Source organism: Halomonas sp. SpR1, from assembly GCF_031010175.1.
Classification (GTDB): Bacteria; Pseudomonadota; Gammaproteobacteria; order Pseudomonadales; family Halomonadaceae; genus Vreelandella.
In genome coordinates this window covers 1-22,648 of sequence record NZ_JAUAMB010000043.1, presented here as the reverse complement: position 1 = coordinate 22,648, position 22,648 = coordinate 1, and the positions used below count along the sequence as shown (strand labels likewise).

The window sequence follows — 22,648 nt, the reverse complement described above, 5'->3', positions numbered from 1 at the left end:
AGCCTATCTGATCAATGGCGCGTCATTAGTGTCTGGGGTGATGTGATTTATGTAACAAAAAAATTGGCGAAGAATTATTTTCCTGTGGCCATTGGGAATGACTCTAGGAATCTATTGTTTAGATTAACTGATTGTAATTTAACAAAAAATATAAATCACTACTTAAGTATTAGCATCTTTTAGTCGATGGATCGTTGCACTATCCACTCATCTGCAGGCATTGTGGCAGATAACGTGATTCTAATAATTTTTTTATAGCAATAATAAGGTATCACGTTTGACGCTCCCCGTTCGTGACGACCAGAGGAAAGAAAAATGAATAAAACAACAAACCTGATGATCGGCGCTATCGCCGCTGCGACGCTGAGTACCACCGCTCTAGCGCAAACCACTATCACCGTGAGTACCTGGGCTGGCCCTAATCACGGCATCAACACCATGGTATGGCCAACGTGGAAAGCGTGGATTGAAGAGGCGACGGAAGGTCGCGTAACCGTAGATGTGATACATGATATGGGGCCTCCAGCTTCCCAGATGGAAATGGTTGCCGATGGTATCGCAGACGCTACCTGGGTGTTCCATGGCTATAACGCTGGGCGCTTTCTGGCCACTCAGTTACCTGAGTTCCCTACCTTCGAAGACTTCTCGTCGGAGAACGCCTCTGCGGCTTACTGGCATACGCACCAGGAGCACTTAGCGCAAGCTGATGAGCATCGTGGCGTTGATGTGGTGGCTGCGGGCGTGCACGGCCCAGGTTGGATCTTTAGTCGTGAGCAGTACCAAACCCTTGCCGATCTGGAGAGCGAGCGCATTCGCGTCGGTGGCGGGGTGATGGGAGACCTCTCTAATGCCCTGAACCTGACCGGTGTGGCTCTGCCGCCAACCGGGGTCTATGAAGCTGGCTCTCAGGGCGTTATTGATGGCGCTATGCTGGTGCCGGAAGGACTTAGAAGCTTTCGGGTAGCCGAGATATTTCCCTATACCTTGACGGTGGATGGGGGCTTCTATCGCGGCAGCTTCACCATCGTGGTTAATCCGAGTATTTGGGATGAGATGTCTGCAGAGGATCGTGCCGCTGTGGAAGAAGTCTCGGGTGAGCGGCTGTCGCGACTATTCGGCTACATGATGGATGTATCCGATGAGCGAGGCGTCGAGTTCGCCAAAGAGCAGGGCCATACCTTTACGGCCCTTGGCGACGAAGATCTTGAAACGCTGCGTGGTATCAGTAATGACCTCGTTGACACTTGGTCTGAGAACGTCAGTGAGCGTGGTATCGATGCGCAAGCGGCGCTTGAGTACTTCCACCAACAGCTTGAAGAAGCTGCTACACAAGAGAGCGTGGCATCCTTAGTGCCACAATCATAATTACCCTTCGCCAAGTGGAGGGCGACTATGCCGATCCTGACGACTCGCTGGTCAAATGTCGGTAGGGTCATGCAGCTGGCGCTGGAGGGGGTGGCGGGTGCCACCCTATTTGCCTTAATGCTGCTGACGACTGCTGACGTAGTAGGCCGTTATTTCTTTAATCTACCTATCCTTGGAACCGTCGAGTTGACTCAGCAGATGCTGGCCGCTGTGGTGTTCCTGTCACTGCCAGTAGCATGCTGGCGTGAAGAGCACGTTAGCGTGGATCTCTTGGACGCCGTATTCCCTGCGCGCTGGATATGGCTGCGCCAGATGATCGTCAACCTAATTATCGCAGTGGCTTTATGGGTGATCGCTACACGGGTTTGGGCGCTGGGCGTGCGTGCTTTCGAGTGGGGCGATGTCACTGAGTTTCTACGTATTCCCGATGGTTACCTTATCTACCTGATTGCCATCATGTTGTTTCTTTCCGCTCTGCTCACCCTAGGTCGAGCGGTGAGTTACCTGCTAGAAGGCGTGGGTGTGATTAAGTGTGGTGGCCCCGTCAGCCAGGGAGATAAGCATGACTGAAGCACTTTATGGGTTTGCAGCGCTGTTGATATTGGTATTCCTGCGCATGCCACTGGCGTTTGCCATGGGGATCGTGGGCTTTGTGGGCTTCTACTACCTGACGGGTAATTGGAACGCGGCTGAAGCCATGGCGTCGCGGCGGGTGGTAGACACCGCTAGGGACTACGGACTATCGGTGATACCCCTGTTTATCTTGATGGGTAATTTGGTGTCCCATGCTGGGCTCTCAGATGCGCTGTTCCGAGCCTCTAACGGTTTCCTTGGTCACCGTAAGGGCGGTCAGGCGATGGCAACCATTGTGGCTTGTGGAGGGTTTAGTGCTATTTGTGGGTCGAGCCTTGCGACCTGTGCCACCATGGGGCGGGTAGCCATGCCCCAGATGCGCAAGTACGGCTACAAGGATTCACTGGCGGCGGCTTCCATTGCCGCGGGCGGAACCCTTGGGATACTGATTCCTCCCAGCGTGATGCTGGTGATCTACGGCATCATTACCGAGACCAGCATTCGTGAACTGTTTGCAGCGGGTTTTATCCCCGGCATGCTGGGCATTGTGATGTATCTTGGCGCGGTTAAGTGGGTTCTGTGGCGTGATCCCAGCGCTGGGCCAGCGGCCGAAAAAGTCCCCTGGAATGAGCGCTTTTCAGCGCTAAAAAATGTGGGGAGTACCCTGGCGCTGTTCGTATTGGTTATCGGCGGCATCTATTTGGGTATATTCACCCCAACTGAAGCAGCGGGTATTGGCGCAATGGGTGCCTTTGTAATTGCGCTACTCAAGCGTGCTTTGACGCCGACTATACTCATGAATGTCCTTATGGACACTGTGCGTACAACAGCGATGCTATTTGCGGTGGTGTTGACGGCGCTCATCTTTGCTAATTTTATTAACCGTGCGGGGCTTCCCGAGGATCTCTTGGCGTTAGTCACCGGGCTGAACGTAGCGCCCTTCGTGGTTATTCTCGCCATCCTGGCCATTTACGTACTGCTCGGCTGTGTATTCGAAAGTATGTCGATGATGCTGCTGACCGTGCCGGTCTTCTTCCCGGTCGTGGCGGGACTTGGCTATGATTTGGTGTGGTTCGGCATATTGGTAGTTATCGTGATCGAGATCAGTTTGATAACGCCTCCTGTCGGTATGAACGTGTTCGTATTGCGAGCCGTATTGCCGGATGTATCAACCGGCACTATCTTCCGTGGTGTCACCCCCTTCTGGGTCGCGGGTACCCTACGCGCACTGCTCGTGCTTATCTTCCCCGCTATTGTGCTTTTCCTGCCGCAGTTGCTGTATTAAAAACGTCCTTGCTAAACAAACGGATGACAGAGCGTATGCCCTGTCATCCGTTTTGCTTTTTGCCTTACTTTTGTGTCTGGCTTTACCGGCTGAACCGTTATTGCCGCTTCGCGACCAGCGTTAGGATGTCGTAACTGGCGACCAGCTCATCATGTTGATTGGTCACCGCCACGTCCCACATCACCACGCCCTGCGGGTGACCATCAGGTGACGTCCGGCCCTGGTCAATCTTGCGCTTGCAAGTGAGGCGGGCGCGAATAGTGTCGCCGACCAACACGGGCGTAATAAAGCGCAGGGTATCCAGGCCGTAGTTAGCCAGCACGGGGCCTTCGCCTGGGTAAACGAACAGACCGGCAGCAGCCGACAGCACAAAGTAGCCATGGGCGATACGCTGGCCGAATTGGGTCTCTTTGGCGGCAATGTCGTCGAAGTGCATATAAAAGTGGTCGCCGGAAAGGCAGCCGAAATTGACGATGTCAGCTTCGGTGACGGTACGGCGGTGGGTTAACAATGATTCCCCAACCTGTAGGTCGTCAAAGTGGCGGCGGAACGGGTGGACGTCAGTCTCGATCACCTTCGCGCCACGCACATATTGCCTTGTCACTGCCGCGACCATGGTGGGCGACCCCTGAATAGCGGTGCGCTGTAAATAGTGATGAACCGCACGAATGCCGCCGAGCTCCTCACCACCACCTGCGCGGCCGGGCCCGCCATGTTTGAGCATCGGTAACGGCGAGCCGTGGCCAGTGGATTCCTTTGAGGCTTGGGCATCCAGAATCTGCAGGCGACCGTGATGCGCGGCCAGGACGGGAATCATCTCGGCCGCAATGGCAGGGTCTTTGGTGGTCAGTGTGGTAACCAGGCTACCCTTGCCTTTGGCAGCGATGGCCAGCGCTTCGTCGATGCCGCGGTAGGGCATTAGGGTAGCGACGGGGCCAAAGGCTTCAATGTCGTGCGCACCGCCGTCGTTCAACGGATTGTGGTTGATCAGCAAGTGGGGAGCGATAAACGCGCCGTGTTCGACTCCCTGGCCGACAGGCTTGAAGCTACCATCTTTGCCGAACACGCACTCACTGGTTTCCAGTAGGCGTTCGATGGCTTCGTTGACGTCGTGGAGCTGATCACGAGAAGAGAGGGCGCCCATGCGCACACCTTCTTCATAAGGGTCGCCGACGACGATGCTGGAAAGGCGTTCTTTCATCATGCCCGCCAATGTATCCAGGTGCTCGGCGGGCACTAACACCCGCCGGATGGCGGTACATTTCTGGCCTGCTTTGGCGGTCATCTCCTTGACGACTTCTTTGGCAAAGATCTCGAACTCTTCATCTTCCGGGGTGACATCCGGGGCCATGATGGCGCTGTTGAGTGAGTCCGCCTCGGCGTTGAACGGTATGCTCTTGGCCATAATGTTTGGGTGACTTTTCAGCATCAGGGCCGTGTTTGCTGAACCGGTAAAGGTGACAAAGTCCTGTTCTTCCAGTTGGTCTAGTAAGTCACCGGCGCCACCAATCACCAGTTGCAAGGCTCCTTCCGGTAACAGGCCAGAGTCGTTGATGATGCGTATGGCAGCTTCGGTCAGGTAGCTAGTGGCGGTTGCTGGTTTGAAAATACACGGCATGCCTGCCAGAAAGGCGGGGGCGAACTTCTCCAGCATGCCCCAGATGGGAAAGTTGAACGCATTAATATGGACAGAAACACCGCGGCGGGGCACCAAGATGTGGGTGCCGTTGAAGTGGTTATCTTTACCTAATTGGGTGACCGGGCCTTCGTGGGCCACGTTGCCGGAGGGCAGTTCCTTGCGGCCTGTGGAGGCGTAGGTAAACAGGGTGCCGAAGCCACCGTCAATGTCGATCCAGGAGTCGGCCTTGGTGCAGCCAGTGTGGTGAGAGATGGCATAGAGCTCACGCTTACGCTCTTGGATATAGGCGGCCAGCGCTTTGAGAATGGCTGCCCGCTGCTGGAAATCCAGCGCCAACATGTTTTTCACGCCGGTGTTGCGGGCATACGCCACTGCTTCGGCGAAGTTGATGCTTTCTTGGTGGGTATGCGCAACGGTTTCGCCATTGATGGCGCTGATCAGTGCTTTGGCCTCGGTTTTTCCGAACCACTGGCCTGCGATGTAACTCTGTAAAACTGGCATTGAGTGTTCTCCCGCCCATCTTTTGGGGATCAGTTGTTGGTATTAGCTGCTGGTATCAGGATCAACAAAGCCGACGGAGTCGCCGGCTTGGGCGTAGGTGGGCTAGGGTTTATACCTCGTCATAGTCAAGCACCACCTTGTCGCTGATTGGATAGCACTGGCAGGACAGTACGTAGCCTGCATCTATTTCGTAATCTTCCAGGGCGAAATTGGCGTCCATTTCCACCTCGCCTTCGATGACTTTTGACTTGCAGGTGGAGCACACGCCGGCCTTGCATGAGAATGGAAGATCGGCCCCATGCTCGTTACCTGCTTCCAGGATGCTCTGGGTATTGCGGGGCAAGTTGTATTCAATAGTGCGGCCGTCGATGATTACCTTGATGTGCGAAGTTTCAGCTTCAAGCTGAGCGGCTCTGGTCGTTTGGCGGCGCTTGGCGCCTGCCGTGGGTAGCCCTGTCGTGAACAGCTCAAAGTGTAGCTTTTCCTTTGGCATGCCATGGTGGGTCAGCACATCGCGCACGATCTCGGTCATTTCTTGCGGGCCACAGATAAACGCGGCGTCGAGCTTGGGCACGTCTACCCAGCGGTCAAATAGGGCGTTGCACTTATCGGCATCGATCCGACCGTTATACAGATCAATTTCCTGCTGCTCACGGCTGAACACATAAATGATGTTAAGGCGTTCCAGGTAGCGATCTTTGAGATCTTGCAGGCGCTCACGAAACAGCGTGCCCGTGGTGGAACGGTTGCCATAGATGACGGTAAAACGGCTCTTTGGCTCGCTTTCCAGGGTGGTGGAAACAATCGACATGATGGGGGTGACGCCACTGCCAGCGGTCACTGCCAGGTAGTGCCCTTCACGGCTGGGGTCGAGAGGCACAAAGAACTTGCCCTGGGGCGGCATTACTTCCAGGCGGTCACCGAGCTGCAATTGCTGATTGGCAAAGGTGGAAAAGCTGCCGCCCGGCACCAGCTTGACGGCGACTCTTAGCTCATGTTCGTGGACGCCGGTGCAGATGGAGTAGGAGCGGCGAATATCTTCACCTTCGATATCGCGGCGCAGCGTCAGGTACTGCCCTTGGGTAAAGCGAAAAGCGTCCAGCAGGTCGTCGGGAATGTCGAAAGCAATGGAAACGGCATCATGGGTTTCCTTGCGTACATCCTTGACGGTCAAGGCGTGAAATCGGCTCATGGGAAATGGTCTCGTCGTTTTACAGGCACTTGAAATAATCGAAAGGCTCCAGGCAATCGCGACAGCGGTAAAGCGCCTTGCAGGCCGTAGAGCCGAATTCGCTGACGCGTTCGGTCGCGTTGCTGCCACATAAAGGGCAGGGCACGACTGGATCAGACTGGCCGGTCAGGCTGCGCTTGCTAGCACTTCCTACCGGTGGCGCGATGCCGTAAGCACGCAGCTTTTCGCGACCTGCGTCCGTCAACCAGTCGGTAGTCCAGGCGGGTGACAGGCGGCGCTGGATCAGTGGGTCTGCGTAGCCAGTGGCCACCAGCGCTTCATGGATATGCTGTTCGATAACTTCCGTGGCCGGGCAGCCGGAGTAGGTTGGGGTCACATTGACCACCAGCCGTCCATCAAGCCAAGCGATATCGCGCACAATGCCCAGCTCAACCACACTGACCACAGGCACTTCCGGGTCGGGCACTTCCTGTAGTACAGCCAGCACGGCGTTGACATCGCCTTCGTCACCGGCGGGCGGCAGCCCGCTGCGGTCGCTGCCGATCAAGTCGCTGGAAGGCCAGTCATCGGTAAGCCTGTCAACGTTAGGTCTGTTATTGATAGACGCAGACGGATGGTTACCAGACGGTTGCATCGGGATATGCCCTCGGCAGATATTGCATTTCCGCCAACAGAAAGCCCAGGTGCTCGGTGTGATGTCCGACTTTGCCGCCGGTATACATCCAGGCGTCGTAGGAAGGACGCACCAGCGTGGCTTCTTCAAGCACCTCTTCCACGGTGGCTTTCCAGCGAGAGGCAACGGTTTCCAGGTCAGGCGCGATGCCGGCTGCTAACATGGCCTGATCAATCTCGTCACCCTGCAGTAGCTCACCAGTGAACTGCCAAAGGTTGTCGAGCGCTCGCTGCATGCGGGTGTGGCTCTCTTCCGTGCCATCGCCCAGGCGAATCACCCATTCAGAGGAGCGGCGTAGGTGGTACGTCGCTTCCTTAAGCGACTTGGCAGCTACTTCAGCAATGCGCGGGTCGCTGGAGTGAGACAGCCCGTCAAGCAGGTGGACGTGCCATGCATCGAACAGGAACTGGCGCCCCATAATATCGGCAAAGTCGCCGTTAGGCTGTTCGACGAGCAACAGGTTGCGAAAGTCCTGGGCATCGCGGCGAAAGGCTAAAGAGTCGGCATCATGAACCTGTCCTTCTGGTTCAGCGGCCATCAGTTCAGCAGCCATCTGTTCAGCGGCATAGCCCAACCAGTTGCGCGCCTGACCGAAGAGGTCGAGACCCACGTTCATCAAGGCCAGTTCTTCTTCCAGCGCTGGTGCCTTACCGCAAAGTTGTGCGTGGCGCTGACCGAGTACCAAGGCGCTGTCGCCAAGGCGCAGCAGGTAATCGGTCAGCGGTGCTTGTGTTTTCTGAGCAGAGTTTTTCTGAACCGAGTTTCGATGAGCCATGCTTTGCATTGCTGCCTCCCTTACATGTGGCCGACTTCTTTCGGCAGTTTGTAGAAGGATGCATGGCGATAGACCTTGTCGTTAGACGGGTCAAACAGCGGCTCTTTCTCATCGGGAGAAGAGGCGGTGATTTCGCTGGCCGGAACCACCCAGATGCTCACCCCTTCATTGCGACGGGTATAAAGCTCGCGGGCGTTTTCAATGGCCATGCGGCGATCGGCGGCGTGTACGCTACCAACGTGCTTGTGATTGAGGCCGTGCTTGCTGCGTATAAACACTTCGAAGAGGGGCCAGTCAGCCATGAGGAAAGCCTCTGTGGTCAAGGAGCCCCGTGCCGCGGGGCTCTGTATTGTTTTAAAAGCTAGGTTTTAAAAACTAGGTTTTGAAAGACAAGTTTTAAAAGACAGGTTTTAAAAATCAGGCCGCCCGGCGTTGACGCTTGGCGGCATAAGCCACGGCGGCTTCACGCACCCAGGCACCGTTATCAATGGCGTTACGGCGTGCCTCGACACGCTCGCGGTTGCAGGGGCCGTTGCCCTTCACTACGTCGAAAAATTCCTGCCAATCGATTTCACCGAACTCATAGTGACCGGTCTCTTGGTTATATTTGAGATCCGGGTCAGGCGCGGTGCAGCCCAGCAGTTCTAGCTGCGGTACGGTTTGGTCGAGGAAGCGTTGGCGCAGCTCGTCATTGCTGTGGCGCTTGATTTTCCAGGCCATCGACTGAGCGCTGTTGGGAGAATTTTCGTCGGATGGCCCGAACATCATTAGCGAGGGCCACCAGAAGCGGTTAATGGAGTCCTGCACCATGGCTTTCTGATCGTCGGTGCCTTCTTGCATCATGGTCAGCAGGATTTGATAACCCTGGCGCTGATGGAAACTCTCTTCCTTGCACACACGAATCATGGCGCGGGCATAGGGGCCGTAAGAGGTGCGCTGTAGCGGCACCTGGTTGACGATGGCTGCGCCGTCGACCAGCCAGCCGATCGTGCCCATATCCGCCCAGTTGAGCGTTGGGTAATTGAAGATGCTGGAGTACTTGGCGCGGCCGTCGTGGAGCTTATCGATCTCTTCGTCGCGGTCGGCACCCAAGGTTTCCATGGCGCTGTACAGGTACAAGCCATGACCCGCCTCATCCTGAATCTTGGCCATTAGCTGCAGCTTGCGCTTAAGGGTCGGCGCGCGTGTCAGCCAGTTGCCTTCCGGCAGCATGCCGACGATCTCGGAGTGCGCGTGTTGTGAGATCTGACGAACCAATGTCTTGCGATAGGCGTCCGGCATCCAATTCTTGGGTTCGATTTTAATTTCGTCATTGATGCGCTCCTGGAACTGGCGTTCCTCGGGGCTCATCTCGTCAAGTGTCTTAAGTTGGCTAGAACCGGTTTCCACGAGCTGCGCGTACATAGAGACCTCCGCGGCGTCGGTGTGTCAGGGAGTGTGACTTATCTTGCTTGAAGTATAGTGATACAAAATATTTTATCAATAAGTATTTTTGTGTGTCGCTTTAAGACTTTGTGATAACAGATGAGGCAAAGATGCTTGGTATATAAAGGAAAAATAGCCAAAGCCAGGTGATTCTGAATATGTTGGATTTTTTGCTTAAATTGACTGTATGAGCATAAAAAAGCCCTTGCAGGGCTGCCTGCAAGGGCGTCGGTCTTTCCGTCTTCCGTTTCACGCTAGGGCGATAAAATCCTGTTAAGCAAGGAAGGTTAAATCAGCGAAGATCCTTGACGCGTCTGGCCTTACCCATCGAACGCATAACGCTTTCTACTGGGCACACTTCAACTTGGCTGCTGATACCAATGTATGTCTTGATGGCATGCTGAAGCTCTTTCGCGGCTTGTTCACAGGCCACGGGGTCGCGGGCGATGTCATGATGATTCGCTTCGACACGTACAAGTACCGTGTCCATATTGCCTTGGCGGCTGACTTCGATCTCGTAGTGGGGCGAAAGCGACGCGATCTTGAGCAGTTGCTCTTCGATCTGTGTGGGGAATACATTCACGCCGCGAATGATCAGCATGTCGTCGCTGCGGCCAGTGATCTTATCGATGCGCCGCATGGGGCGCGCAGTGCCCGGCAGCAAGCGGGTCAGGTCGCGGGTGCGGTAGCGAATTACCGGCAGGCCTTCTTTGGTCAAGGTGGTGAACACCAGCTCGCCGTATTCGCCATCGGGGAGTACTTCGCCGCTGGTGGGGTCGATGATCTCGGGGTAGAAATGGTCTTCCCAGATGGTCGGGCCATCTTTGGTTTCCAGACACTCCATGCCCACGCCCGGCCCCATTACCTCGGAGAGACCATAAATATCGAGGGCGTCGATGCCCAGACGCTGCTCTAAGGCAGTACGCATGCTGTCGGTCCAGGGTTCAGCGCCGAAAATGCCAGTGCGCAGTGGCAGCTTGTGAGGGTCGATGCCTTGGCGCTCCATTTCGTCCGCGATGTTGAGCATGTAAGAAGGGGTGACCATGATGATGTCCGGCTCAAAATCACGGATCAGCTGAACCTGTTTCTCGGTCTGGCCACCTGACATGGGGATAACCGCGCAACCCAGGCGTTCGGCGCCGTAATGCGCCCCCAGCCCACCGGTGAACAGGCCGTAGCCATACGCCACATGCACCTTGTCATTGCGGCTGCCGCCAGCGGCACGGATTGAGCGCGCCATCACATCGGACCACACATCAATATCTTTCTGGGTGTAGCCAACCACCGTGGGTTGTCCCGTGGTGCCGCTGGAGGCGTGGATACGCACGATCTCGCTCATCGGCGTGGCCAACATGCCAAACGGGTAGTTGTCGCGCAGATCTGCCTTGGTGGTGAAAGGCAGTTTGGCGAGATCCGCCAGTGTCTGGATATCATCGGGATGTACGCCGGCTTTATCGAAAGACTGGCGGTAGAACGGCACATTCTCGTAAGCGTGCTTCAGGCTCCACTTCAGACGCTTGAGCTGAGTGGCGCGCAGCTCGTCGACGCTGGCAGTTTCCAAGGGGTCGAGAGTTGCAGTGTCGATAGGCGTAGCGGGCTGATTCATCAGGGGGCTCCGGTCAAGCAAGTTGTTATTGGACTAGTGTCTAAATGCGCCATGGTCTATGGAGCGGTTTTAGTAATGCTTATAAGCGCTCAATGATCAGGGCGTCTTTCATTGGTTGTCTCCAGCAGCGGTGTCTTCCAGGCGGCGTACGCTGCCGCGGATTTTGTAGGAACGTCCACGGAACAAGGCAACGGTATCGCCGTGCTGATTGCGCAACGTGATGTCGTAAATGCCGGTGCGCCCACGGCGGCTGCGCTCTTCGGCGGTGGCGGTGAGCTCATCGCCCAACTGGGCGGGGCCGAGATAGTCGATGCTGCAGCCAGCGGCGACTGTGGCTTCATCGTAGCTGTTGCAGGCAAACGCAAAGGCGGAGTCGGCCAGGGCAAACAGAAAGCCGCCATGGCAGTTGCCGTGCCCCTGCACCATGTCCTGACGCACGGTCATGGTCAGTTCGGCGAAGCCGGGTGCCATGCGCGTAATGCGCATCCCCAGCCCTTGGCTGGCATGGTCGCGGGAAAACATTGCCTCGGCGCAAGCTTCCGCCAGCTGTTGCGGGGTCAGTTGGGAGTCACTCATGAAAGCTTTCCTCACTCAGGGCTTTGCGGCGCAGCAGGAAAGAGCTGCGATAGCGCTCTTCGCCGTAGCTCTGCTGCAGGTGTGTAAGGGTACGGTGAACGAAGGGCAGTCCCAGCGAGTCTGCCCAGGCCAAGGGGCCGCGTGGGTAGTTGACCCCGGCCTGCATGGCCAGGTCGCCATCCTTGGCGCTGCACACGCCCTGCAAAACGGCATCGGCGGCTTCATTGGCGAGCATGGTCACGGTGCGCAATACCACCAGCCCTGGCGTGTCGGTCAGCCAGGCCACATCCATTCCCAAACGTTGGAAGAAAGCTGTGGCAAGCTGGCGGGCCTCGGGCGACGCTGTATGGCTGGCAGCAAGCCCTATGGCGCTGGCGCTGCGGTAGTCCAGGCACAGGTCGAACAGTACCAGGGCTTCGATCCCTTCATTAACCGCGCGCTCGGCGGCGCAGCGCCCATCGCTGAGGGCCAGCACCAGGTCGCCTAGGTATAAGCGAGATGTACCGTCTTGGTGTAGCGATTCGCGATGTACCACATCGAGCCCGGCTTCCTGAGCGCGTTCCAGCAGCGGGGCGATGGTGCTATTCGCGCCCTGTACGACAAGTGCTGGCAGTTCTGCGTTTGCTGGTGCTGCAAACTTGGGCTGAGCCATAACGGTATTTGCACGCTCTCCTTCAGGAGGGTAGTCGAAGAAGCCTTGGCCAGACTTACGCCCCAGGCGACCGGCTTCAACCAGCGCCTGTTGCACCAGGGAGGGTTTGAACCGGGTGTCGCCGTAGTAGGCATCGAACACCGAACGGGTCACGGCGTAGTTAACGTCATGACCGATCAAGTCCATCAGCTCGAAAGGCCCCATGCGGAACCCGCCGGCCTGGCGCATCAGTGCATCCAGGGTGGCGGCATCGCTGGCAACTTCCTGTAGCAGGCGAAGACCTTCAGCATAGAAGGGCCGTGCCACGCGGTTCACGATAAAGCCCGGGGTGGAACTGGCGTGCACCGCGACCTTGCCCCAGGCGCTGGCGGTATCGAACAGAGTCTCAGCGACCTCGGTGGTGGTCGCCAGTCCAGACACCACTTCCACTAGCTTCATCACCGGCGCGGGGTTGAAGAAGTGCAGCCCCGCCATGCGCTCGGGGTATTCAAGATTGGCGGCAATGGAAGTAATCGACAGTGATGAGGTATTACTGGCGAGCAAGGTCTCCGGTGAGCATAGCGCTTCGAGCTGAGCAAACACCTGGCGCTTAATCTCAAGGTTCTCGACGATGGCTTCGATAATCAGGCGACTATCGGCCAGGGCATCAATTGCATCGGCAGGCTGCAGGCGAGCGATGATGTTATCCACATCACCTTGAGGCATTTTGCCCTTGGCAACACGCTTTTCCAACTGGCGACGAATGTTGTCGATACCGGCTTTTGCTGTGCCCGGTTGATTGTCAAAGAGAATCACCGAGTGGCCAGCCTGGGCGGCTACCTGAGCGATACCGGCACCCATGGCCCCTGCGCCGATAACGCCAATAGTGGCGGTGCTAGGAAGTGCTGGCATATCACTCTCCCTTAAAGGTGGGGTGACGTTTCTCCATGAAAGCGCTGACGCCTTCGCGGTAATCCTCCGAGCGCCCGGCCAGCCGCTGAAGATCGCGCTCCAGATCGAGCTGTTCGTTGAAGCTGTTATCGCTGCTGGCATGCAGGGCGCGCTTAATTAGTGCCAAGCCGCGTGTGGGTTGAGTGGCCAGGTGGCGAGCCATGTTCATGGCTTCTTCTTGGAGCGCTTCATCGTCAACGCAGCGCCAGATCATGCCCCACTGCTCGGCAGTCTCGGCGGGAAGCTTGTCGCCCAGCATTGCCAAGCCCTTGGCGCGGGCCATGCCGACTAAGTTAGGCAGTGTCCAGGTGCCGCCGGAGTCTGGTATTAAACCGATCTTACAGAAGGCCTGAATAAAGCTTGCCGAGCGAGCCGCCAACACGATGTCGCAAGCCAGGGCGATGTTGGCACCAGCACCTGCAGCCACACCGTTCACCGCACAAATAGTCGGAAACGGCATGTCTTTAAGGGCGCGCAGCATAGGGTTATAGCGTTTCTCCAGCGACTCGCCGAGGTCAGGCGCTTGCTCGCCGGGCGCGACGCTACGGTCGGAAAGGTCTTGACCGGCGCAGAAGCCGCGGCCGCTACCCGTCAGCAGTAGAGCACGAACGCTTGGATCCTGGCGCACGGCCTTAAGCACCTTGCGCATTTCGGCATGCATTTCGGTATTGAAGCTGTTCAGGCTGTCGGGGCGGTTCAGCGTAATACAGGCGACGCCGTCTTCGACGCTGTAAAGCAGGGGCGCTTGGCTCATGGGGAATATCCTTGTCTCAGTGCCCTTTAAAAGAGGCAGGTCGTTTTTCTAGGAAGGCGCGAATACCCTCGTCGCAGTCGGCGGTGCTCGCCAGCAAAGTGAAGGCATGGCGTTCAAAGCGCATTCAGTGCTTCCGGGCGTTTCAGCGTGATGCATAAAACGCCTTCCATGGGTGTGGTTATTTTTAGAGTAGAGGGCATTTTTACCTCAGTTCGGCCTGGGGTGCGCAGGATGAATATCTGCCGAGTATAGGTTTATTTTGATACACATCAATATTGCTTAGCTGTCTTTAGTGTGTCGCTTATGATTGTTTTGGTTTAATTATGCTTTTTTAACAATAGCTTGCATGTATTTTTTGCAAAGAGATGAGGGGTCTTAGACCATGGTATGAAAGACGGTTAAGTAGCTCAAGAAGGCATACCCAGCTCATATCTATCGAGTTTATCGACAGTTAGTACATCACTACTTAAGTAAGTGGTGGCAGGGAAAGCGTTTGATGTTTTGTTACGGGAAAGATAGTCTTCAAGAATATAGCGTATCAAAAAAATAAGTGAGTGCAGGAGCGCCCCATGACGCAATCAGCGCAGCAGATGTTCGACCTTCATCGTGAGATTCTTGACCGGGCTGTCGCCGCTACCTCTGGCCGTGATTTTTGGACACCCTATCCAGAAAGCATGCGCAAATACCCTGAGGATGCCGTTAAAGCGGCACCGTCTAACAATCCTGCCGCGAATGCTTCCCTATGTAATCAAGCCTTTGTTGCCAACCGCTTCGTGGTGGTGCAAAGCCGTCGCCACGGCCAATCAAACTAACGGAGAACGTTATGCCTTACTATCGACTTGAAGGGGTGACGCCAGTGGTTCACCCGACGGCTTATGTACACCCTACTGCGGTGTTGATCGGGGATGTGATCGTGGGTCCCAACTGTTATGTAGGCCCTGGCGCGGTGATGCGCGGCGATTTCGGCCGTCTTGTGCTGGAAGAGGGATCCAACCTTCAGGATACCTGTGTGATGCATGGCTTTCCGGGCTGCGTCACTAAGGTTGAGAAGGATGGCCATATCGGACATGGCGCAGTACTGCATGGCTGCGTGATTGGGCGTGATGCCATGGTGGGGATGAACGCTGTGGTGATGGACGGTGCCAATATTGCTGAGCGATCTATCGTTGCAGCAGCAGCCTTCGTTAAGGCAGGCTTCGAGTGTGAGCCCCAGTCGCTGGTGATGGGGTCACCTGCAAAGGTCAAGCGTGCGCTGAGCGATGAGGAGTTTGCTTGGAAGCAACAGGGCACTCAAGAGTATCAGCGTTTAGTGACCCGTTGCCGTGACAGCTTGGAAGCCTGTGAACCGCTGGCAGAACTCGATGCTGACCGCCCAGCTTTGCTGGCCGGTGACACTCAGCCTAAACAGCAGACGCTGGATCAGTCGTCACAATCATAAGTTGCGGTATGCTCGATATGACGACTAATTCAGTTGTCTTGTGAGGCGTTCATTCCAGCCCGCCGAAGCGCTGGTAAAAACTGGGCCCGGGGGCGGGTAATGGGCCCTCGGCGGTTTCCAGGTGTCGATCTAGCCAGCGCTCTGCGCGTTCGTAGAGCAAACGATAGAGATTGCGGCAGAGCTGATGGGCGTAGCGGCCTTCCCACGCCGTGGGGAGGAGTTCGTCAGGCAGAAGGGGATCGCGTAATTGAACCTTGCGATACTCGTGAATAAGCAAAGTGCGCGCAATGAAGCACGCTTCCTGTCCCAAATGGTTCTCTGTGTTGAGGGCGTTCCAGAGGGGGCGAAACTTAACCAGAAAACGTTGGTAGAGCTCGGCTAATTCGTCGAGGTTCCAACTCTCTCTGACCTGGAGGCGTAGCGGTTTGCTGGTCATGGGCTCCATGGCCTGAGTTTGCATAACGATTGTATCGTCTGTCGCATCCAGTTCTTGCAAGGCCGCCATGGCTTCTGCGCATGACAGCGTAGGGTGTGCCAGCACGCCCTGTGCGAAACTACCAAAACCCAGCCATTCGAGTTCGTCACGAATCTGCTGACGCCGGTCTGGGGGGAGCTGTGTCAGCAATGCCAATGTCCACTGGCCCGACCAAGGAGGCTGAGCGCCGTGATAGACGCGTTTGAAAGCTTGTTCAAAACGCCGCCGCCCAGGGCCACTCAATCGGTAATAGCTGCGACGACCTACCTTTTCACCCCGTAGCCAGGTCTCATGGGTCAGCCGGTAAACAGAGGTACGCACTAGCCGCTCGTTGATACCGATGGGCTCTACCAGTTTCGAAAGACTACCAAGCCACACGGTACCGCCCCTCGGAACGATTGAGTCGCCATAGACGGTAATAATCAGTGAGCCGGCGCGGATTGGTCGCCGCTTTTGAAAGTCATCAATAAGCGTAGTGACGCAGTCTGTAGCTGACGACATGGTGAAAGTTGGCTTCCTTTGCAGTGATTTTGTCAGTAACAATGACAGAAAATATTACGAATATAGAAAATTATCGTATCACGTTTTTTGGTGGTTTGGCCTGAGTCGGTACTCTCTCGAAGCCTGCTACAGTATTTATTGCGGCCTTGAATGTCCTCAGTCTCGCGGTGGGGTATCGCCGTCCAGAAGTGGGATCCCTGTCCTTTAGGGTGGGGAAAATGTCAGCAGACTAGTAAGTCGCTTCGTCCGCTTCTAGGCGTAATGGAGGGGTATGAACAGCTAAACTGCTTTGCCTGGGGTCGATATTGCATACTGTGTTTAGGCTTTGGACAATAAGACGGAGAGAGTGTCGGCGCTGACCCGCTTGCTTCTACCGCAAGAACTAAAGTTAAAGTGCTGCAGTTATTCTATAAATCCAGGTTTTAATATAAAACCCCTCGCAACCGGAATGCTTGGTAAAATTGCATGGCAAAAAGTAGCGCTTAGTTAAAGCTCTTTATCTATTAATATAAAATAGTTGACCTAATCATGAGCTAGCGGAGCTAGCTCACTTTCTTCCGCATCTTATCGGTGGAACTGTTTTTCGCGCTCGGGCTGCCAGTAAATGGCATCGATACGTAGCCGTGTTTCGGTATTGTTAGGTAACGGCCATTCGATGATGTCGCCCACTTTGAGGCCGATTAACGCCGCGCCAATGGGCGCCATGACCGAAATGCCATCCGCTACGCTTTCCAGTGAGTGCGGGTAGACCAGCGTTCGAATCATCTTAAGCCCACGGGTGAGGTCGGTGAAGCGAACCTGGCTGTTCATGCTGACCACGTCATCCGGAATATCTTCTGGGTCGCGGACTTCACCTCGCGCTAACTCTTCCTCAAGTAGCTGGGCCACGGCCATGTCTTTATCAGATGCATTGTCGATTAAGCGCTGGAGGCGCTCGGCATCAAGGCGATTAATGATAATAGCAGGACGTTGTCCCATGATTACTCTCCTTGGAAAGCAATAAGTTTAAGCCAATAAAAAACAGCCCTTCCCCAATAAAGGAAGGACTGCGTGCTTTTTACAGTATAAGCGATTTATAAAATAAAGACGATCAGGTGACCCCTTGTTCAATCATGGCATCAGCCACCTTTCTGAAGCCTGCAATATTGGCGCCCAGAACCAAGTTGGTTTTATCACCAAACTCTTCGGCAGTATCGGCGCACTGGCGGTGAATATTGGCCATAATCTGTTTCAATTTTTGGTCAACTTTTTCCAGTGGCCACTGCTCCATACTGCTATTTTGTGCCATTTCTAGCTGGCTGGTAGCGACGCCTCCTGCATTGGCGGCTTTACCTGGCCCATAGGCAATTTTAGCGTTTAGAAACAGGTCGACGGCCTCTTTTGTAGCGGGCATGTTGGCCCCTTCACTAATACACGTGATGCCATTCGCAAGTAGGCTTTCCGCATCGCTTGCGGTTAGCTCATTCTGCGTGGCGCAGGGGAACGCTGCATCGGCATGAATACGCCATACGGCATGCCCGTTCTGGGGGTAGTCACGTGCCGAGATGTAGTGCGCATCAGGATGCTCGTGTAAGTAGGCTTCTAACGAGGTGCGCTGCACTTCTTTGAGCTGTTTGAGTAAGCCTAGATCAATACCGCTTTTATCGTAGATAGTGCCACGTGAATCGCTGCAGGTGACCGGTTTAGCGCCCAACTCGTATAGTTTTTCAATGGTATAGATGGCTACATTGCCAGCGCCGGAAACCAGGCAGGTCTTGTCGCGCAGCTCTTCTCCACGGGCAGCTAGCATGTTTTGCGCAAAGTACACCGCGCCGTAGCCGGTGGCCTCTTTGCGGCCAAGCGAGCCTCCCCAGTTCAGCCCTTTGCCGGTGAGGACGCCTTCATAGTGGCCGGTGAGCCGCTTGTACTGACCAAAGAGATAGCCAATTTCACGCGTACCCACGCCGATATCACCTGCCGGCACATCGCAGTGGGGGCCAATATGACGGTACAGCTCGCTCATAAACGCCTGGCAAAATCGCATGATCTCGTTATCCGATTTTCCTTTCGGGTCAAAATCGGCGCCGCCTTTCCCGCCGCCTATCGGCAAGCCGGTTAATGCATTTTTGAAAATCTGTTCAAAGCCGAGAAATTTGATGGTGCCCGATGTAACGCTGGGGTGGAATCGTAAGCCGCCCTTGTAAGGGCCAAGGGCGGAATTGAACTGTACGCGATAGCCCTTGTTGACCCGTACTTTTCCAGCATCATCTACCCAGCTTATCCGGAACATGATTTGCCGTTCGGGCTCGACTATTCGCTCAATAATGCTGTGTTGGTGATAGTAGTCGCTCTGCTCGATGAGCGGGCGCAGGCATTCCAGCACTTCTTCGGTAGCCTGATAGAATTCTGCTTGTGCAGGGCTGCTTTTATTAAGTCGTGTCAGCGTATCGTGAACGTAAGGCATCGGAGCATACCGTCATCGTTATTCAACAGAGTATTGGCTGGCCAGAGCGTTAGAATATTTAACTGGCAGCATGCTGCTGTGCATAGCCTATGCCGGTTCGGTATGAGAAAATAGAGCAGGGAATTTAGACTAAAGTAGGCGGTAGAAACATTCGCTTCGCTTATTTCTAGAAAACTGATAAACGATGTATAAACGTTTGGGTGGGCAATTAACAGGCGTGTTGATTGCATGAACTATCGCTAACTTAGCAGAAGCGCTCTATCGATCCCTATAAACTCATTGGCCGCGTTGATGAGTGATGCTGCAGTCAGTTGAGGTACCCCATAAACTTCGACTTTTTTGCCATGCTTAGCACGGATTTTTTGCACGAGCAGGTCAAAATCGCCATCGCCGGAAACCAGCACGATCACATCTGCCTTTTCGGCGTACTCCATGGCATCGAGCGCGATGCCCACATCCCAGTCGCCTTTTGCGGAGCCGTCTGAGCGCTGAATAAAGGGCTTTAATTTCACATCAAAACCAATCGCTCGGAGTATGTTTTGAAACTCTCGCTGCTTTTGGTCACCCCTATCGATGGCATAGCAAACAGCTTTAATAACCTCTCTGTTAGCGGTTACTCGTGCCCAGAACTTGTTGTAATCAAAGTTTCGGCCATAGGTTTCACGCACGGTGTAATAGACGTTTTGAATATCAACAAATATGGCAACAGTGGTCATCAATTCGCCTTTTCATGAACATATTAGAAGAAGTCGGGTTAGCTAGCCCCAGTCTAACACTCAGCCGGTTGTCGCCCTTTATCCGCTAAGAGCAAGGTCATGATAGAACAGGTTTGTACAACTAATGGTAGCTTTTGTATGAGTTTTTGGTTTTTAATGTCCTTATATGTTTACCTAGGCGAATCATCGTCGTTTAAAGATAAAGGCGCTCTAACCTATGACTTCCATAAGCTCGCCATTGGGCCTAAAAGAGACGGCCTCGTCCGATCTGTTTCCCCGCACTGTGATGTTGGCAGGCAGCGATCCTGAAGCAACGCGCCGGGAAATTGAGACCTGCTTCACTGCTACCTTTGACCGCTATGAGTCGCTGTTTACCACCCTTGCGAGCGAAGAGGCGTATGTGCGTAAGCCTATTGCCCTCAGGCATCCGCTAATTTTTTACCTGGGGCATACCGCGACGTTCTTTGTTAATAAGCTGGTGCTAGCCAAGCTGTTACCTGCGCGGATAGACCCCAACATGGAGTCTATTTTCGCCGTGGGCGTCGATGAAATGAGCTGGGACGATCTCAACGAAGCCCACTATTCATGGCCATCGGTCAGCGAGGTGATGGACTACCGTGCCAAGGTGCGTGCAGCGGTGCTCAATTTGATCCGCGAATTGCCGGTGTCGCTGCCCATCGGTTGGGATAGCCCGTTCTGGCCTATTCTCATGGGTATCGAGCACGAACGCATTCATCTTGAGACGTCGTCGGTGTTGATTCGCCAGCAGTCGCTTGAACTGGTGACACCGCAGCCTGCCTGGACGCCCATTCGCACTACCGGGGAGCCACCGGAGAATACGCTGATTACGGTTCCCCAGGGAGAGGTAACGCTGGGCAAGTCTTTTGACGACCCGTGGTATGGCTGGGACAACGAGTACGGCCACCATCGCGCCGAGGTGGAAGAGTTTAAAGCCAGCCAGTTTCTGGTCAGTAACAGCGAGTTTCTTGAATTCGTCGAAGCCGGTGGCTATTTGACCGATGCCTTCTGGTCGGAAGAGGGATTGGGATGGCGCAACTTTGCCAAGGCGAGCCATCCCACCTTCTGGGTGTGGAAAAATGAGTGGTTCCTGCGCTTGATGACCGAAGAGGTAGAGATGCCCTGGGATTGGCCGGTGGAGGTCAACTTCCACGAGGCCAAAGCTTTCTGTAACTGGAAAAGCCAGCAGACGGGGCAGCCCGTGCGCATGCCCACAGAAGATGAGTGGCATCGTTTAGTAGAGGAAGCGGGTGTCCCCGAGCTAGAGAGCGACAGCCCTGCCAACGCCAATCTGCATTTGGATCACGGCGCTTCCTCTTGCCCGGTCACGCGGTTCCAGCACGGCCAATGGTTCGATGTGGTAGGCAACGTCTGGCAATGGATGGAAACACCGACCTACCCATTCCCTGGGTTCAAGGTGCATCCGCTCTATGATGATTTCACCACTCCGACCTTCGATAACCAGCACAACCTGATCAAGGGTGGCTCCTGGATCTCCTGCGGCAACGAAACCCGGCTCAGTGCGCGCTACGCGTTCCGCTGCCACTTCTTCCAGCATGCGGGGTTCCGTTATGTAGTGTCGGATGCGGAAGTCACGCTGCCCAGTGCCTATTACGAAAGCAATGCCCGCATGGCGGAGTACGCGGAATTTCATTACGGCGACGAATGGTTTGGCGTTGCCAACTTCCCCCAGGCCTTGGCCCACAAGGCGCTAGCCGCAATGGCCGGTCGTCAGAAGAAACGCGCTCTGGATCTGGGCTGTGCCAGCGGGCGCGTCAGCTTTGAACTGGCCCGTGAATTTGAGCACGTCGATGGCGTGGACTTTTCGGCCAACTTTATCCGCCAGGGTGTGGAGATGGCGGAGCAGAAAGTGCTGCGTTATACCCGCACCGAGGAGGGCGAGCTGGTCAGTTACCACGAGCGTACCCTGGCAAGCCTGGGCCTGGAGGAGACGGCCGATCGCGTTAGCTTCCATCAGGGCGATGCGTGCAACCTCAAACCGCAGTTCAGCGATTATGACTTAGTGCTGGCCGCGAACCTGATCGATCGGCTGTATAAGCCTTCACAGTTCCTGCAAACCATTCATCAGCGTATCAATGCCGGTGGCATCCTGATGATTGCATCGCCCTATACCTGGCTGGAAGAGTATACGCCGATGGAGGAGTGGATCGGCGGCTTCAAGAAAAACGGTGAAAACTTCAGCACCCTGGATGGCCTGAAGGAGCTACTGGAGCCCCATTTCAAGATGATCAGCGAGCCTGAAAAGGTGCCCTTTGTGATCCGCGAGACGATGCATAAATACCAGCATAGCCTCTCGGAAGTCACGCTGTGGGAGCGCCGCTCTTAACAAGGTTTTCAAAGCTGAGTTTTCAACGCTAGATGTTACTTACATAGCCCCTAATGGCCGGTTAATCGAAGCTAGTTCGGTTAACTGGTCAACTTCAAGAGTATTGTGGCGATTAGAGAAGGATGGAAAGTCTCCAGCGCAGAACGGCTCAGACTAGCATCGATGGCTTAAACAGTTCCGTTCGATCAATAGATTTACCTGACAGCATAAACTCTCCCATCCCCCGGTAGTGCAGCGACTCTTCTTCATCGGCCGAGGGCGCTACGTGGGCTTTAACGACCTCAAAAATAAACAGGTTGTAGCGTTCAATCATGGTGTCATCGTGCAAGCGGCACTCAAAAGACGCGTAGCACTCCTCAATCAGCGGCGCACTGACCTCCTTTGCTTTGCCTGGGGTCAGCTCAAACGCCTTGAACTTGTCGACCTCGCTCCCGGAGCAGTTTCCGATACCCACTACCTGATCGACAAGTGTTGCTGAAGGAATATTGATCACGCATTCGCCGCTGTTGCGCACCATGGCGTGGGAGTGGTTCTCCGCATCTATAACGCAGCCGAGGAGCGAGGGGGTGAACGCCATGACCATGTGCCACCCCATGGTCATGATGTTGGTTTGTTGTTGCCATTGCGATGAAACCAGCATGTAGTGGTCAACTAATCCCGGACAGTAATTTAAGATTTTCCTCAGCCACAACGGGAGGCATGCCATCGTTAAACGAGTGAGGGCGCTGCTGGTTGTAGTAACCCATCAGATAGCCACTAACGTC

21 protein-coding genes are annotated in these 22,648 nt (G+C 55.0%); 6 read left to right on the top strand and 15 right to left on the bottom strand.

Features of this window, described 5'->3' with window-relative positions; genetic code table 11:
* Positions 1-315 precede the first annotated feature (315 nt).
* From QT231_RS21275 to QT231_RS21265, 3 genes are read left to right on the top strand one after another with little or no spacing between them, the layout of a single operon-like run.
* Positions 316-1,365: a TRAP transporter substrate-binding protein gene (locus tag QT231_RS21275; RefSeq protein WP_064235578.1), complete on the top strand. Its 1,050-nt coding sequence runs from the start codon at positions 316-318 to the stop codon at positions 1,363-1,365.
* A gap of 27 nt (positions 1,366-1,392) precedes the next feature.
* Positions 1,393-1,935 (top strand): TRAP transporter small permease, encoded by a 543-nt coding sequence (locus QT231_RS21270; protein WP_308322367.1) that lies wholly within the window; start codon positions 1,393-1,395, stop codon positions 1,933-1,935.
* A complete protein-coding gene (locus QT231_RS21265; protein ID WP_308338796.1) occupies positions 1,928-3,223 on the top strand; it encodes a TRAP transporter large permease in 1,296 nt (431 codons plus the stop codon). Before QT231_RS21270 ends, QT231_RS21265 begins: the two co-directional genes overlap by 8 nt.
* A 97-nt stretch (positions 3,224-3,320) precedes the next feature.
* Here QT231_RS21265 and paaZ read toward each other — a convergent pair whose 3' ends face one another.
* From paaZ to paaG, 10 genes are all read right to left on the bottom strand, one after another.
* Positions 3,321-5,363, bottom strand: a complete 2,043-nt coding sequence (paaZ, locus tag QT231_RS21260; RefSeq protein ID WP_308338795.1) for a phenylacetic acid degradation bifunctional protein PaaZ — start codon at positions 5,361-5,363, stop codon at positions 3,321-3,323.
* A gap of 109 nt (positions 5,364-5,472) precedes the next feature.
* On the bottom strand, positions 5,473-6,555 hold the full coding sequence (paaE, locus tag QT231_RS21255) for a 1,2-phenylacetyl-CoA epoxidase subunit PaaE (protein WP_308338794.1): 1,083 nt from the start codon (positions 6,553-6,555) through the stop codon (positions 5,473-5,475).
* Between the two features lie 19 nt (positions 6,556-6,574).
* Positions 6,575-7,189 (bottom strand): 1,2-phenylacetyl-CoA epoxidase subunit PaaD, encoded by a 615-nt coding sequence (gene paaD / locus QT231_RS21250; RefSeq protein WP_308338793.1) that lies wholly within the window; start codon positions 7,187-7,189, stop codon positions 6,575-6,577.
* Positions 7,173-8,012 (bottom strand): 1,2-phenylacetyl-CoA epoxidase subunit PaaC, encoded by an 840-nt coding sequence (paaC, locus tag QT231_RS21245; protein ID WP_308338792.1) that lies wholly within the window; start codon positions 8,010-8,012, stop codon positions 7,173-7,175. Before paaC ends, paaD begins: the two co-directional genes overlap by 17 nt.
* Positions 8,013-8,023: 11 nt before the next feature.
* Entirely contained in the window at positions 8,024-8,305 is a 282-nt protein-coding gene (gene paaB / locus QT231_RS21240) for a 1,2-phenylacetyl-CoA epoxidase subunit PaaB (RefSeq protein WP_022521442.1), read from the bottom strand.
* Positions 8,306-8,420: 115 nt separating this feature from the next.
* On the bottom strand, positions 8,421-9,407 hold the full coding sequence (paaA, locus tag QT231_RS21235; protein ID WP_308338791.1) for a 1,2-phenylacetyl-CoA epoxidase subunit PaaA: 987 nt from the start codon (positions 9,405-9,407) through the stop codon (positions 8,421-8,423).
* A gap of 313 nt (positions 9,408-9,720) precedes the next feature.
* Positions 9,721-11,034 (bottom strand): phenylacetate--CoA ligase PaaK, encoded by a 1,314-nt coding sequence (gene paaK / locus QT231_RS21230; protein ID WP_308338790.1) that lies wholly within the window; start codon positions 11,032-11,034, stop codon positions 9,721-9,723.
* 108 nt (positions 11,035-11,142) lie between these two features.
* A complete protein-coding gene (gene paaI, locus QT231_RS21225) occupies positions 11,143-11,610 on the bottom strand; it encodes a hydroxyphenylacetyl-CoA thioesterase PaaI (RefSeq protein WP_215094202.1) in 468 nt (155 codons plus the stop codon).
* Complete coding sequence (gene paaH / locus QT231_RS21220) at positions 11,603-13,153, bottom strand: 3-hydroxyacyl-CoA dehydrogenase PaaH (RefSeq protein WP_308338789.1); 1,551 nt, start codon at positions 13,151-13,153, stop codon at positions 11,603-11,605. Before paaH ends, paaI begins: the two co-directional genes overlap by 8 nt.
* Position 13,154: 1 nt before the next feature.
* The gene (gene paaG / locus QT231_RS21215) at positions 13,155-13,946 is read right to left on the bottom strand and encodes a 2-(1,2-epoxy-1,2-dihydrophenyl)acetyl-CoA isomerase PaaG (protein ID WP_064235562.1); all 792 of its coding nucleotides are present in this window, start codon (positions 13,944-13,946) and stop codon (positions 13,155-13,157) included.
* Positions 13,947-14,515: 569 nt separating this feature from the next.
* On the opposite strand from paaG, the gene QT231_RS21210 reads away from it, so the two are divergent.
* Positions 14,516-14,758, top strand: a complete 243-nt coding sequence (locus QT231_RS21210; protein ID WP_308338788.1) for a hypothetical protein — start codon at positions 14,516-14,518, stop codon at positions 14,756-14,758.
* Positions 14,759-14,769: 11 nt separating this feature from the next.
* A complete protein-coding gene (paaY, locus tag QT231_RS21205) occupies positions 14,770-15,384 on the top strand; it encodes a phenylacetic acid degradation protein PaaY (RefSeq protein WP_215094208.1) in 615 nt (204 codons plus the stop codon).
* 49 nt (positions 15,385-15,433) lie between these two features.
* Here paaY and paaX read toward each other — a convergent pair whose 3' ends face one another.
* The 4 genes from paaX to QT231_RS21185 all read right to left on the bottom strand — a co-directional run bounded on the left by paaX (position 15,434) and on the right by QT231_RS21185 (position 19,519).
* Entirely contained in the window at positions 15,434-16,360 is a 927-nt protein-coding gene (gene paaX / locus QT231_RS21200; RefSeq protein WP_308338787.1) for a phenylacetic acid degradation operon negative regulatory protein PaaX, read from the bottom strand.
* A 564-nt stretch (positions 16,361-16,924) separates the two neighbouring features.
* Entirely contained in the window at positions 16,925-17,338 is a 414-nt protein-coding gene (rnk, locus tag QT231_RS21195) for a nucleoside diphosphate kinase regulator (protein WP_064235543.1), read from the bottom strand.
* A gap of 112 nt (positions 17,339-17,450) precedes the next feature.
* Positions 17,451-18,803: an NADP-specific glutamate dehydrogenase gene (gene gdhA / locus QT231_RS21190; protein ID WP_308338786.1), complete on the bottom strand. Its 1,353-nt coding sequence runs from the start codon at positions 18,801-18,803 to the stop codon at positions 17,451-17,453.
* A 239-nt stretch (positions 18,804-19,042) separates the two neighbouring features.
* A complete protein-coding gene (locus tag QT231_RS21185) occupies positions 19,043-19,519 on the bottom strand; it encodes an NYN domain-containing protein (RefSeq protein ID WP_308338785.1) in 477 nt (158 codons plus the stop codon).
* 217 nt (positions 19,520-19,736) lie between these two features.
* Here QT231_RS21185 and ovoA point away from each other — a divergent pair, with 217 nt between their 5' ends.
* On the top strand, positions 19,737-21,884 hold the full coding sequence (gene ovoA, locus QT231_RS21180; RefSeq protein ID WP_308338784.1) for a 5-histidylcysteine sulfoxide synthase: 2,148 nt from the start codon (positions 19,737-19,739) through the stop codon (positions 21,882-21,884).
* Between the two features lie 148 nt (positions 21,885-22,032).
* On the opposite strand, the gene QT231_RS21175 is transcribed toward ovoA, so the two are convergent.
* Positions 22,033-22,524 (bottom strand): flavin reductase family protein, encoded by a 492-nt coding sequence (locus QT231_RS21175; protein ID WP_308338783.1) that lies wholly within the window; start codon positions 22,522-22,524, stop codon positions 22,033-22,035.
* Positions 22,525-22,648 lie beyond the last annotated feature (124 nt).

Excerpts from the sequence above, each read along its gene's own strand:
- QT231_RS21275 (WP_064235578.1), top strand. The coding sequence starts at position 316 with ATGAATAAAACAACAAACCTGATGATCGGCGCTATCGCCGCTGCGACG.
- QT231_RS21270 (WP_308322367.1), top strand. The coding sequence starts at position 1,393 with ATGCCGATCCTGACGACTCGCTGGTCAAATGTCGGTAGGGTCATGCAG.
- QT231_RS21265 (WP_308338796.1), top strand. The coding sequence starts at position 1,928 with ATGACTGAAGCACTTTATGGGTTTGCAGCGCTGTTGATATTGGTATTC.
- paaZ (WP_308338795.1), bottom strand. The coding sequence starts at position 5,363 with ATGCCAGTTTTACAGAGTTACATCGCAGGCCAGTGGTTCGGAAAAACC.
- paaE (WP_308338794.1), bottom strand. The coding sequence starts at position 6,555 with ATGAGCCGATTTCACGCCTTGACCGTCAAGGATGTACGCAAGGAAACC.
- paaD (WP_308338793.1), bottom strand. The coding sequence starts at position 7,189 with ATGCAACCGTCTGGTAACCATCCGTCTGCGTCTATCAATAACAGACCT.
- paaC (WP_308338792.1), bottom strand. The coding sequence starts at position 8,012 with ATGCAAAGCATGGCTCATCGAAACTCGGTTCAGAAAAACTCTGCTCAG.
- paaB (WP_022521442.1), bottom strand. The coding sequence starts at position 8,305 with ATGGCTGACTGGCCCCTCTTCGAAGTGTTTATACGCAGCAAGCACGGC.
- paaA (WP_308338791.1), bottom strand. The coding sequence starts at position 9,407 with ATGTACGCGCAGCTCGTGGAAACCGGTTCTAGCCAACTTAAGACACTT.
- paaK (WP_308338790.1), bottom strand. The coding sequence starts at position 11,034 with ATGAATCAGCCCGCTACGCCTATCGACACTGCAACTCTCGACCCCTTG.
- paaI (WP_215094202.1), bottom strand. The coding sequence starts at position 11,610 with ATGAGTGACTCCCAACTGACCCCGCAACAGCTGGCGGAAGCTTGCGCC.
- paaH (WP_308338789.1), bottom strand. The coding sequence starts at position 13,153 with ATGCCAGCACTTCCTAGCACCGCCACTATTGGCGTTATCGGCGCAGGG.
- paaG (WP_064235562.1), bottom strand. The coding sequence starts at position 13,946 with ATGAGCCAAGCGCCCCTGCTTTACAGCGTCGAAGACGGCGTCGCCTGT.
- QT231_RS21210 (WP_308338788.1), top strand. The coding sequence starts at position 14,516 with ATGACGCAATCAGCGCAGCAGATGTTCGACCTTCATCGTGAGATTCTT.
- paaY (WP_215094208.1), top strand. The coding sequence starts at position 14,770 with ATGCCTTACTATCGACTTGAAGGGGTGACGCCAGTGGTTCACCCGACG.
- paaX (WP_308338787.1), bottom strand. The coding sequence starts at position 16,360 with ATGTCGTCAGCTACAGACTGCGTCACTACGCTTATTGATGACTTTCAA.
- rnk (WP_064235543.1), bottom strand. The coding sequence starts at position 17,338 with ATGGGACAACGTCCTGCTATTATCATTAATCGCCTTGATGCCGAGCGC.
- gdhA (WP_308338786.1), bottom strand. The coding sequence starts at position 18,803 with ATGCCTTACGTTCACGATACGCTGACACGACTTAATAAAAGCAGCCCT.
- QT231_RS21185 (WP_308338785.1), bottom strand. The coding sequence starts at position 19,519 with ATGACCACTGTTGCCATATTTGTTGATATTCAAAACGTCTATTACACC.
- ovoA (WP_308338784.1), top strand. The coding sequence starts at position 19,737 with ATGACTTCCATAAGCTCGCCATTGGGCCTAAAAGAGACGGCCTCGTCC.
- QT231_RS21175 (WP_308338783.1), bottom strand. The coding sequence starts at position 22,524 with ATGCTGGTTTCATCGCAATGGCAACAACAAACCAACATCATGACCATG.